Origin of the sequence: Streptosporangium sp. NPDC002524 (assembly GCF_040295985.1) — a bacterium.
In the GTDB taxonomy this organism is placed as follows: domain Bacteria; phylum Actinomycetota; class Actinomycetes; order Streptosporangiales; family Streptosporangiaceae; genus Streptosporangium.
The window spans coordinates 108671-120844 of sequence record NZ_JBEOWK010000003.1; the positions used below are offsets into that span (position 1 = coordinate 108671).

The 12174-nt window shown below is 72.9% G+C and carries 8 protein-coding genes and 1 pseudogene; 7 read left to right on the top strand and 2 right to left on the bottom strand.

Features of this window, described 5'->3' with window-relative positions; translation table 11 throughout:
* The first annotated feature begins 229 nt into the window (after positions 1–229).
* The 7 genes from ABT053_RS05370 to ABT053_RS05400 all read left to right on the top strand — a co-directional run bounded on the left by ABT053_RS05370 (position 230) and on the right by ABT053_RS05400 (position 10459).
* On the top strand, positions 230–577 hold the full coding sequence (locus ABT053_RS05370) for an HPr family phosphocarrier protein (RefSeq protein ID WP_350967636.1): 348 nt from the start codon (positions 230–232) through the stop codon (positions 575–577).
* Positions 570–2258, top strand: coding sequence for a phosphoenolpyruvate--protein phosphotransferase (ptsP, locus tag ABT053_RS05375; protein WP_350967637.1), 1689 nt, complete (start codon positions 570–572; stop codon positions 2256–2258). Before ABT053_RS05370 ends, ptsP begins: the two co-directional genes overlap by 8 nt.
* A 384-nt stretch (positions 2259–2642) precedes the next feature.
* Positions 2643–5573, top strand: a complete 2931-nt coding sequence (locus tag ABT053_RS05380; protein WP_350967638.1) for a helix-turn-helix transcriptional regulator — start codon at positions 2643–2645, stop codon at positions 5571–5573.
* A gap of 263 nt (positions 5574–5836) precedes the next feature.
* Positions 5837–6781: a bis(hydroxyethyl) terephthalate hydrolase gene (bdeA, locus tag ABT053_RS05385; protein WP_502991705.1), complete on the top strand. Its 945-nt coding sequence runs from the start codon at positions 5837–5839 to the stop codon at positions 6779–6781.
* Between the two features lie 548 nt (positions 6782–7329).
* On the top strand, positions 7330–8145 hold the full coding sequence (locus ABT053_RS05390) for a DUF3152 domain-containing protein (RefSeq protein ID WP_350967639.1): 816 nt from the start codon (positions 7330–7332) through the stop codon (positions 8143–8145).
* Positions 8146–8260: 115 nt separating this feature from the next.
* On the top strand, positions 8261–9310 hold the full coding sequence (locus tag ABT053_RS05395; protein WP_350967640.1) for an NAD-dependent epimerase/dehydratase family protein: 1050 nt from the start codon (positions 8261–8263) through the stop codon (positions 9308–9310).
* Between the two features lie 126 nt (positions 9311–9436).
* On the top strand, positions 9437–10459 hold the full coding sequence (locus ABT053_RS05400) for a DUF72 domain-containing protein (protein WP_350967641.1): 1023 nt from the start codon (positions 9437–9439) through the stop codon (positions 10457–10459).
* A 116-nt stretch (positions 10460–10575) separates the two neighbouring features.
* On the opposite strand, the gene ABT053_RS05405 is transcribed toward ABT053_RS05400, so the two are convergent.
* A complete protein-coding gene (locus ABT053_RS05405; RefSeq protein ID WP_350967642.1) occupies positions 10576–10848 on the bottom strand; it encodes a WhiB family transcriptional regulator in 273 nt (90 codons plus the stop codon).
* A gap of 275 nt (positions 10849–11123) precedes the next feature.
* Positions 11124–12152: pseudogene (locus ABT053_RS05410) on the bottom strand (catalase); the annotation flags it as partial.
* Positions 12153–12174: the final 22 nt, after the last annotated feature.

Genomic DNA, 12174 nt, shown 5'->3' on the forward strand with positions numbered 1-12174 from the left:
AGGGCCCGGCCCGCAGGCCCGGACCAGGCCTGACCAGACCGGGCCGGACCGGACCGGACCGGACCGGGCTCGCTCCATGGGCTCGTACGAAGTCCGCACCAGCGCGGGCAGGCCCGCACGAGGCTCGCGTGAGCCCCGTCAGGCCCGCACCGGCCCGCACCAGGCCCCGTCAAGCTCGCACCACTCGCACCACTCGCAGAACGCGCAGCGCGCGGAAGGAGAACCGGAGATGCCGGAGAGGACAGTGGTCGTCGCCTCAAGCACGGGCCTTCACGCCCGGCCCGCGAAGATCTTCGTGCAGGCCGCGGCCAGGCAGGGGATGCCCGTCCGCATCCGCGTCGGGGACGGCAAGCCCGTACCCGCCAACAGCATGCTCGCCGTGCTCGCCCTGGGCGCCACGCACGGCACGGAGGTCACGATCGAGGCGGAGGGACCGGGGGCCGACGAGGCGCTCGACTCCCTCGCCGAGCTGCTCGCCCGCGACCTCGACGCCGAGGAGACCTCCCCAGGCGCTCAAGAGACCTCCCGCAGCGCGGAGGAGACCTCCCGAGGCACCGGAGAGACCTCCCGTGGCTGAGACGCTGAGCGGCCTGGGCGTGAGCCCGGGCCGCGCCGCCGGGCGGGTCTGCCGGATGGCGGGCCCGCCGGAGCTGCCCGCGCCGTCCCCCGTCACCGACGCCGACGCCGAGCTCGGCCGGGCGATGAACGCGCTGCGGGCCACGGTCTTCGAGCTGGAGGCGCGGGCGGAGAAGGCGCCGGACGCCGAGGCGAGGGCGATCCTGGAGGCGCAGTCCTTCATCGCCGACGACCCCGGCCTGCACGAGTCCGTGGAGACGAACATCAGGTCGGGCAAGGACGCGGCGCACGCCATCGACGAGGCCTGCGCCCACCACCGGCGCGCGCTGCTGGCGGCGGGCGGCTACTTCGCCGAGCGCGCCGCGGACCTCGACGACATCCGCAACCGGGCCGTGGCGTCGGTGCTGGGCCTGCCCGTCCCCGGGCTGCCCGACCCGGGTCACCCGTTCGTCCTGGTCGCCGCGGACCTGTCCCCCGCCGACACGGTGAACCTGGATCCCGGGACCGTCCTCGCCCTCGTCACCGAGAAGGGCGGCCCGACCAGCCACACCGCCATCCTGGCCCGCGCCCGCGGCCTGCCCGCCGTGGTCGCCTGCCGGGGGGCGGGTGACATCGGCGAGGGGACGTGGGTGGCGGTCGACGGACTGCGGGGCGAGGTGGAGGTCGGCATCGGCGAGGAGGCCGCCGCCGGGATCCAGCGCCGGGCCGAGGCCGACCGCCGCCGAGCGGGCACCGTCCGGGGCCCCGGCAGGACCTCCGACGGCCATCCGGTCAAGCTGCTGCTCAACATCGGTTCGGCGGCCGACCTCGCGCCACGGGACCGGGCCCCTTCGCCGGAAGGAGCACAGGGACCCGAGGGAGTGGACGCGGAGGGGGTGGGGCTGTTCCGCACCGAGTTCCTCTTCCTGGACCGGCGCGAGGAGCCGGACCGCGAGGAACAGGTGGCCGCCTACGCCGCGGTCCTCCGCGCCGCCCCCGGCGGGCACGTCGTGGTCCGCACCCTCGACGCGGGCACGGACAAGCCGCTGCCGTTCCTCGGCCTCGCCGAGGAGACCAACCCGGCGCTGGGCGTACGGGGACTGCGGGTCTCCCGGGTCAGGCCCGAGGTTCTCGACACCCAGCTCGACGCCATCGCCGAGGCGGCCCGTGAGACCGGGACCGAGCCGTGGGTGATGGCACCCATGGTGACGACGGTGGCCGAGGCCGCCGACTTCGCCGGACGGGCCCGTGCCCGGGGCATCGCGCGCGTCGGGGCGATGATCGAGGTACCCGCCGCCGCGCTGCGCGCCGGGCGTCTGCTGGAGGAGCTCGACTTCCTGAGCATCGGCACCAACGACCTGAGCCAGTACACCTTCGCCTCCGACCGGCAGCACGGGGAGCTCGCCGACCTGCTCGACCCCTGGCAGGCCGCGCTGCTCCAGCTGATCGCCGACTGCGCGGCGGCCGGGCGGGCCGCGGGCAAGCCCGTCGGCGTGTGCGGCGAGGCGGCGGCCGACCCGCTGCTGGCGACCGTCCTGGTCGGGCTGGGCGTCACCAGCCTGTCGATGTCCGCACCCGGGATCTCCCCGGTACGGGAGAGTCTCGCCGCCCACTCCCTGGAGCGGTGCCGTGACAACGCCCGGATCGCGCTGGCCGCCGACGACCCCGGACAGGCCAGGAAGGCGATCGTCCCGGACCGCTGAACCTCTCGGCCTTCGCCCCTTTGCCGGGCCGGCCCTCCCCCCGGCCCGGCACACCCTCCAGCGCGGAGCACCCTGCGGCACGGAGCACCCTTCGGACTGGCCCTCCCTCCGGCCGGCGCACCTTCCGGCCCAGCGCCCCCTCCGGCCCAGCGTGCCCTTCGGCCCGGCACACCCTCCAGCGCGGAGCACCCTCCGGCGCGCCCTTCAGCCCGGCTCACCATCAAGCGCGACGCATCCTTCGGCCCGGCGCGCCCTCCAGCGCGCATCGGTGAAATCACCGGTCTTTCCGAGTGCACCGGTACACCGGCGCAGGCCAGCGGAGGCCGGTGGGGAACCCCGTCACCCCCTCTTTCCAGGCGCGACACACGCGCGTAACACTGGGGCATGCCCTCCCCCTCCGCCGCCACCCGGTCACCGGCGCTGCACGGCCGTGACACGGAGCAGGACGCGCTGCTGCGATTACTCGACGCCGCCCGCGGCGGCTCCGGGGGCGCGGCGATCCTGCGAGGGGCGCGGGGTACGGGAAAGACCGCACTGCTCGACCTCGTGGCGGCCCACGCGGCCGGCACCGGCGGTGGCGACGACACGAGCGGCACTCGCGACACGAACGGCGCAGGCGGCACCGGCGGCACCCGCGACACGAACGGCACAGGCAGTACAGGCAGTACTGGCAGTACAAACAGCACGAACGGCACGCACGGCACCGGTGGTTTCGTCGTGCTCAGGGTGCGCGGCACCGAGGCGGAGTCGCGCCTGCCGTACGCCGGGCTGCACGGCCTGCTCAGGCCGGTCGCGGACCGGCTCCCCGCGCTCCCCCCGGCGCAGGCGGAGGCGCTGACCCGGGCGCTGGAGCTGGGCGCGGCGGACGGCGGGCTGGCGCTTCCCGCGGCGGTGCTCAATCTCCTGGTGGCCGCCGGTGGCCCGGTGCTGGCCTGCGTCGACGACGTCCACCACCTCGACGCGCCCAGCCGCGAGGCGCTCTTCTTCGCGGCCAGACGGCTGGCGGGGGAACCGGTCGTGCTGCTGTTCGGGACCGACGACCGCGACGGCGACGGTGACGGCACCGCCGCTCCCGACGACATACCGGCGTTCGAGCTCGGCCCCCTGGACGAGGAGGCGGCCAGGCGGCTCGCCGACGACCTGGTGCCGGGGCTGGCCGACGACGTACGGGCGGCGCTGCTGGAGATCGCCCGCGGCAACCCGCTCGCGCTCGGGGAGCTCGCCGGGTCGCTGAGCCCCGAGCAGGTCTCCGGCGCCGCCGCCCCGCCCGCGACCCTGCCGAGGGGCGGGCGGCTCTGGCGCGCGTACGCCGACCGGCTGGCACGGCTGCCGCGCGAGACCGCGGACATGCTCCTGCTGCTCGCGGCGGATCCCGGCCTGGAGACGGTCACCCTGGTCGGCGCCGCGGAGCCGGAGTGCGCGCTGACCGCCCTGGAACCGGCGGAACGGGCGGGGGTGATCGTCCATGTCGCCGGTGCCGACGGGGACGGTGACGGTGACGGTGACCGCTACGACTTCCGCGAGCCGGTGATGCGGACGGTCGTCTACACCGGCGCCTCCCTCGCCCGCCGCCGCGCCGCGCACCGCCTGCTCGCGGGCAAGCTGCCCCACGACCACCAGCGGCTGCGGCGGGCCTGGCACCGGGCCGCCGCGATGGACGGCCCCGCCGAAGCGCTCGCCGACGAGCTGGCCTCGGCAGCGGCGGCGGCGAGCTCCCACGGCGGCCATCCCGCGGCCTTCCTCGCCTTCGAGCGGGCGGCCGAGCTGACCGAGCACGGCGACGTCAAGGCCGCGCGCCTGGCCGCCGCCGCCAACCGCGCCTGGCACGCGGGCCTGCCCCGGCGGGCCCGGACGCTGCTCACCCGCCTGCAGTCGCTGACGATCTCCGAGGAGGTAAGGAGCCAGGCCGAGCTGATCCGCGGCAGCCTGGAGCTGCGCAGCGGGAAGACCGGCAGCGCCGGGGACGACCTGATGGCGGCGGCCGAGTCGCTGCTGGACAGGGACCGGGGGCAGGCGGTCCGGGTCCTCATCCGCGCGGGCGAGGCGAGCTACATGGCCGGTGACAACCCTCGCTACCTGGACATCGCGCGGTGGGCAGCCACGCTGCGCCGCCCGGACGACCCGGCGGCCACCCAGCTGATGTTCGAGTATCTGGCCGGTACAGCGGCGACCTTCGACGGCCGACACCGGGAGGCCGCCGACCCGCTCCGCCGGGTGCTGGAGCTCGCGCCCTCGGTGCGGACCCCCTCGGTGCTGGTGTGGGCGGGCGTGGCCAGCCTGCTGCTCGGCGACGACGCGCAGGCGACGAGGCTGTGCGGCCGGGCGGTGGAGACGGCGCGCGCCCGCGGGGCGGTCTCCACCGTGCCGCAGGTCCTGGAGTTCATGATCCACGCCGAGCTCTGGATGGGCCGCTACGCCTCCATCACCGCCAGCGCCATCGAGGGGCTCCGGCTGGCCCAGGAGCGCGGCCGGCCCAACAGCGCGGGCCAGCACCTGGGGTGGCTCGCCCTCACCGCGGCCGTGGAGGGGGACGCGGAGACCTGCGCGATCAGGGCGGCGAGCGCCATCGAGCTGGCGGGCGCCCACGGCGTGTGCGTGGCGGGAGCGATCGGCAACTGGGCACTGGCCCACCTCGACCTCGCGGCGGGCCGCCACGCCGACGCCGCCAAGCGGCTGCGGACCACGGCCAGGACGGACGGGACCAACGGCCACCTCGTCGTACGGGTCATGGCGACCCCGCTGTTCGTCGAGGCGAGCGCCCGTACGGGTGACCGGGAACGGGCCAGGGAGGCGCTGCGGGTGCTCGACCGCTGGGTGGGCAGCACCCGCAGCCCCGACCGGCGCGCGCTGGCGACGCGCTGCCACGCGCTCCTGGCCGCCCCCGGCGACGCCGAGGAGTACTTCAGGGCCGCGCTCGACCTGCACCACCAGGGGTTCTCCGAGTTCGAGACGGCCCGCACCCAGCTGCTCTTCGGCAGCGCGCTGCGCAGGAACCGGCGTCCGGGCGCGGCGAGGGAGCACCTGCACAGCGCGCTGGAGACGTTCGAGCGCTCCGGCGCGCGGCTCTGGGCCGAGCAGGCCCGCGCCGAGCTGCGCGGGGCCGGAGAGGCCGTCCGGTCGCACCGCCCGAAGGCCACCGAGAAGCTCACCGCGCAGCAGTACCAGATCGCGCGCATCGTCGCGGACGGCGCCACCAACCGGGAGGTGGCGGCCCGGCTCTTCCTGAGCCCGAGGACCGTCGAGCACCACCTCAGGAACATCTTCGCCAAGCTCGACATCCGCTCCCGGGTGGAACTGGTGCGGTTGATGTCGTGATTCACCGGTTGGTGTAGTTATCCACCGGTGTTAACCAGTGCGATGGAGTACGGGTGATTTCACCGATGCACTCCAGGGCTGACAACGAGAAAGTGGCGTCTGTCAGAAACCCGAGGGGTCACCCCGGTGACGCTGACCGTACCGCCGCCGCTCCCGGTGGCGGGCCGACGCGCGACGAACGGCCGTCAGCACCGACCGCCGTACGCCGTGTTCCCCCTCAGGAACATCGCCGTGTTCCCCCCACAGGAACGGAGTACAGCAACGTGCAGCCGTACGGCACCACCCCCCAGGCCCCCGCGTCCAGGCGTTCCCGCCGGGCGACGACGGTCGCCACGCTGACCCTCGCACTCGCTCTGCTCGGCACCGGCGGGACCCTCGCGCCCGCCGCGCAGGCCGTCGCGGCCCCCGCCGCGCAGGCCTCCTCCGCAGGTCCCTACGACCGCGGCCCCGACCCGACCGTCTCCCTCATCGAGGCGTCCAGGGGACCGTTCGCGATCTCGGAGACCACAGTCTCCTCGCTCCGGGTGTCCGGCTTCGGCGGAGGGACGATCTACTACCCGACGTCCACCGCGGAGGGTACGTTCGGCGGGATCGCCATCGCCCCCGGCTACACCGCGAGCAGGTCCAGCATGGCCTGGCTCGCCTCGCGGCTGGCCTCCCACGGCTTCGTGGTCTTCAACATCGACACCCTCACCCGTTCCGACCAGCCCGCCAGCCGGGGACGGCAGCTGCTGGCCGCGCTCGACTACCTCACGCAGGAGAGCACGGTCGCGAACCGGGTCGACGCGAGCAGGCTCGGCGTCGCCGGGCACTCGATGGGCGGCGGCGGCACGCTGTCCGCGGCCAGCAGCCGGCCGCAGCTGCAGGCGGCCATCCCGCTGACGGGGTGGCACACCACCAAGAGCTGGTCGAGCCTGCGCGTCCCGACCCTGGTCGTCGGCGCGGAGAACGACTCGGTCGCCCCGGTGTCCTCGCATTCCAAGCCGTTCTACAACAGCATCCCCGCCTCCTCGGAGAAGGCGTACCTGGAGCTCAACGGCGCCAGCCACTTCGCGCCCAACTCCTCCAACACCACGATCGCCAAGTACAGCGTCTCGTGGATGAAGCGCTTCATCGACAACGACACCCGGTACGAGCAGTTCCTGTGCCCGGCCCCCCGGGTCGACCTGAACATCTCCGAGTACCAGGACACCTGCCCGCACTCGTAGGGCCGCGAGCCGCGGAGCCGAAGGCCCGCAGGCCGCGAACCACGGGACCGCGGGACCGGCGTTCCCGCGGACCCGTGGGACCGCGGGACTGCGGGACCGCCATCGGAGCGCGCCGCCGGCCGTAGTCATCGACGACCACGGCCGGCGGTGCGCTTCCGGCAACGGCGGCCGGTGGTCGGCGACAGCCGGTGCCTCCCGGCGACGGCGGGCGCGCCTCGGCCACAACCGATGGCTCCCCGCGACAGCCGGTACCTCCCCTCGACGGCCGGTGGGTTCCGGCAACGGCCAGCGGGTTCCGGCGATGACCGGTGGGGTTGCCGCGAAGAACGGTGGCGTAGGACCGCAAACCATCTGTTAAGCCAGCGAAGACCTTCTCAACTCTGTTAAGTTCGCAAAACGCCTGATCCGACGGCGGCCGCGGCATGCGGCCGCCGTTGGCATACCCCCCCAAAGTCCCCCAGCGGTGCCCTCATATGATGGATTTTCTCCTGGTTTGATTAGTTACCGCCGAGGGGCAATAAGGTTTACGGTCTATGTCCAGGAACGCAATGAGACGTGACCCTAAGACTGTTCTGTGGCTTCTCGCGCTGAGCATCGTGGTCACCTTCTCGGCCGGTGGGGCCACGGTGCTGAGCGGTCATCTCGACCCCGTTCCCGACAGGCCCGCGCCCCCTGACGCCGCCCCGCCCGGGATACCCGCGGTGCCCGCGACCCCGACCCCGCCGCCGCAACCCCAGGACCCGGCCGCCCCCGCGAACTCCGCCGGTCCCACGCCCCCGTCACCGGCCAAGGAGCCGCTGCTGCTCGCCAACGGCCGGCAGCAGCCGCTGAAGGTGAGGGTGCCCCGGTCGGCCAAGGGCCGCTACACCGTCGCCCCCGGAGAGGCCCGGCCCCCCAAGGGGAGGAAGGGCAAGGTGATCCGGTACGCGGTGGAGGTCGAGCGGGGCCTGCCGTTCGAGGTGGAGGAGTTCGCCGCCGAGGTGCACCGGATCCTCAACGACCGGCGCGGCTGGGGGTACCGGTTCAAGCGGGTGGCCCGTGGCCCGGTGAGCATCAGGGTCTCGCTGTCCAGCCCCGAGACGGCCGACCGGCGGTGCCTGCCGATGCGGACCAACGGCATACTCTCCTGCTGGAACGGCGAGCGCGCGATCATCAACGCGGTCCGCTGGAACAGCGGGGCGACCGGCTACGGCCGCGACGTGGCCTCCTACCGCGAGTACGTCATCAGCCACGAGGTCGGCCACGGTCTCGGCCACGGCCACGTGTCCTGCCCGGGGCGCGGGCGGCGGGCGCCGGTGATGCTCCAGCAGACCAAGTCCCTGTACGGCTGCCGCCCCAACCCCTGGCCGTCCCCCCGCCGCTGACCCCCGCGACGGACGTGACGGACGTGACGGTCACATGTCGCCGGATCGTCTCCCCGTACGGCAAAGCCGTGGCGAAGGTTGGGTTCGCCGGGCCTTCCCTGGGCACCCGGTAGGCATGCGAGTAGTAGTCGTCGGCGCGACGGGAAACGTGGGCACGAGCGTGGTGTCCGCCCTCGCGGCAGATCAGGACGTCACATCCATCGTGGGCCTGGCCCGCAGGCAGCCGGACTGGCGCCCGCCCAAGACCACCTGGCGGACCGCCGACGTCGCCGGAGGCGACCTGGCGCCGCACCTGGAGGGGGCCGACGCGGTCGTCCACCTGGCGTGGCTGTTCCAGCCCACCCGCGACCCGGTGACCACCTGGCGGAACAACGTCCTGGGCAGCATCAGGGTCTTCGAGGCCGCCGCGCGGGCGGGGGTCTCCGCGATCGTGCACGCCTCCTCGGTGGGCGCGTACTCCTCCGCTCCCAAGGACCGGGCCGTCACCGAGGACTGGCCGACCCACGGCTGGCCCGGTGCCGCCTACGGCCGGGAGAAGGCCTATGTGGAACGGGTGCTCGACCTGTTCGAGCGTGACCACCCGGACATCAGGGTCGTACGGCTGCGGCCGGGCTTCATCTTCAAACGGGAGGCGGCGGTCGGGCAGCGGCGCCTGTTCGGCGGGCCGTTCGTGCCGCAGCGGCTGGTACGGCCGCGCCTGATCCCGTTCGTGCCCGACACCCCGGGGCTCCGCTTCCAGACGGTCCACAGCGACGACGTCGGCGAGGCCTACCGCCTCGCGGTCACCCGGCCGGTGTCTGGCGCCTTCAACATCGCCGCCGACCCGGTGATCGAGCCCTCGGTGCTGGCCGAGCTGCTCGGCGCCCGGCTGGTCCCCGTCTCGGGCTGGGCGCTCAGGAGCACCGTCGCGGCGGCCTGGCACATGAGGCTCATCCCCGCCTCGCCCGGCCTGGTCGACCTGGTGCTCAGAATGCCGATCATGGACATCGGCCGCGCCCGTGACGAGCTGGGCTGGCGGCCGCGCCACACGGCGACGGAGGCGATGCGGGAGATGTTCGAGGGGCTGCGGAGCGCCGAGGGCATGGACACCCCGCCGCTGTCGCCGCACACCGGAGGCCCCGCGCGCCTGGGCGAGCTGGCCGGAGGTGTCGGCGGAAAGCCCTAGCGGCCCTCTCCCCGCCGCCCCGGCCGGGGCTCGGGGCTCAGAGGCAGGGGCAGGGGAAAACGGATCTTGGAGCTCAAGGGGCAGGGCTCGGAGCGGACGTCGGACTCGTCAGGGAGGACGCGAAGTATGGGCAGGATCCTCGTGGGCACGGCCTCGTGGACGCACCGGTCGCTGCTGGAGTCGGGCTGGTACCCCGATGACGCCTCCACCCCGGCGAAACGCCTGGCCTACTACGCGACGAGGTTCCCGATCGCCGAGGTGGACGCCACCTACTACCACCCGCCGTCGCTGAGCACCGTGGAGGCGTGGCGTGACCGTACGCCCCCGGAGTTCACCTTCGACATCAAGGCGTTCTCCCTACTGACCGGGCACCCCACCCGGCCCGCCGCCCTCTACAAGGACCTGCGGGAGAGCCTCGGCGCGCCGCCGCAGCGCAACCTCTACCCGAAGGACGTGCCGCCGGAGATCACCGACGAGGTCTGGCGGCGGTTCCTCGGCGCGCTGGAGCCGCTGCACGAGGCGGGCAAGCTGGGGGCGGTGCTCTTCCAGTTCCCGCCGTGGTTCCCGATCGGGGAGGGCAACCGGCGCTACATCCTGGAGTGCGCCCGGCGCTGCGCGCCGATGCGCGTCAGCGTCGAGTTCCGCAACCACACCTGGATGGACGAGGAGAACCGCGAGGACACCCTGGCCTTCCTCGCAAAACACGACCTCGCGTACGTGGGGGTCGACATGCCCCAGGGGCACACCTCGTCGATCCCGCCGATCCTGGCCGCGACCTCCGGCCTCGCCGTGCTGCGGCTGCACGGGCACTCCGACAAGTGGACCAGCAAGAACATCGACGAGCGCTTCGCGTACATGTACTCGGAGCCGGAACTCGGGCGGTGGGCGGCCAGGGTCCGGGAGCTCGCGGAGGGCGCCGAGACGACCCACGTGCTCTTCAACAACTGCTGCGCGGACAACTCCCAGCGCAACGCGTCCCGGTTCCGCGCCCTCGTCGAGGAGGCTGGGGAACCCGAGGGAGCCGGGGAGGCCGGGAAAGTCCGGGAGGCCGGGGAATCCGGCGGGCCCGGCGAATCCGGTGAGCCAGGTGATCTCAAAGGACCCGGCAGACCGGACACACCGGAGCGGGCGCCGAGCGGGCGCGGCTGAGCGGGCAGGCCGGAAAAGGCTCAGGAGGCCAAGAGGCCAGGAAAAGCCAGGAAAAGCCGGAAAAGGGCCGAAGCGGCGATCGGCGCGGCAGTGCCGCCAAGGGCCGCCAAGGGCCGCTATCTGACCCGCCGTCTCTCCCCGGTCATGGTGGCCCTGCGCTCCTCCGGGGTGGTACCTCCCCAGACGCCGTACATCTGCTGGGTGTTCAACGCGTACTCCAGGCAGCGCCCGCGCACCGGGCACCGGCGGCACACCGCCCTGGCGCGCTCGTACTGCTCACGGCCCGGCCCCTCGTACGACACGGGGAAGAACAGCTCGGGATCCTCACTGAGGCATGACGAGCGGCGGGACCAGTGGATGATCGGAATGACGTTGCTCTTAGCAGGCATGGCAATCCAATTGGGAGTCGGAACGGCTCAGGTGCTGGCGGCTCAGGTTGAGGATCGCGTGCCCGCTGTAATGGCATTCATACCTTTTAAGCGGAAAAATCGGGCGACCTTGACCGAGCGTTTCTCCCCGCACTGAAGCTGCTGGTCAGCGACCTCCCGGAGCGAGTGGATCATCTTCTCGCGCCCCGGGACGCCGTCTCGGCGCGGTGGTCACCCGCTCACGCCTCCCGCCCCGCCGGGCCGGAGCACTGCCCGCTCCGACCCGGCGGCGGCTCCTATTTCTCCGCCCGCGCCCGTTCGTCGGGCACGCAGTGGGTCATCTTCATACCGCTCACGTCGCGGGACCCGTTCTTGCCGAGTCCGGACATCCGCTCGCGGTCCTCGTCGCTCAGGTCCTGTCCGGCCAGCGGCTCCAGGTGGGAGACGTCCTCGGGAGCGATCCCGAGTCCCTCCCCGACCCTGAGGCCGAGGTCGTCCTCGATCATCAGGAAGTGCCAGACCATGCGCTCCTGGACCGGGCGCGCGGCCTGGGACAGCATGTCGACGAAGTTCAGCACGAGGTCGTCGCGCTCCCACTGTTCCATCAGCAGATAGCGCTGGCCCGCCTGGGTGTAGTCGTTCGTACGCGGGATGCGCTTGCGGGTCAGCCGCCCCGAGACGACAGGACCCTGCTCGTCGTGGGTGGGGTACTGCCCCTCCCTGAGCCCCCCGGTGATGGACGGCTCGTAGTTGACGTGCGGGTTCTCGCCCTCCCCGTCGACGTGGTAGGTCATCTGGCCGTCACGCTGGTTGGTGCGCACCTCGGCGTGCTTGGCCTGGTTGACCGGCAGCTGCAGGTAGTTGGGACCCACCCGGTGGCGCTGGGTGTCGCTGTAGGAGAACGTACGGCCCGTCAGCATCTTGTCGTCGGAGAAGTCGAGACCGTCGACCAGGACGCCGGTGCCGAAAGAAATCTGCTCGTTCTCGGCGAAATTGTTGGCCACGTTGCGGTCCAGGACCATCCTGCCGACCGGCCTGGGCGGGAACCGGTCCTCCGGCCACACCTTGGTGTCGTCCAGCGGGTCGAAGTCCAGCTCGGGGTGGTCGTCGTCGCTCATGATCTGCACCAGCAGCTCCCACTCGGGGAAGTCGCCGCGGTCGATCGCCTCGTGCAGGTCCTTGGTGGCGTGCCCGAGCTCGCCACCCTGCACGACGGCGGCGTCCTCGGCGGTCATGCTGCGCACGCCCTGCCTGGGCATCCAGTGGTACTTGACCAGGTGGGTCTCGCCCTGGGCGTTCACCCACTTGTAGGTGTTGACGCCGAACCGTTCACATATGTCCGGTTGG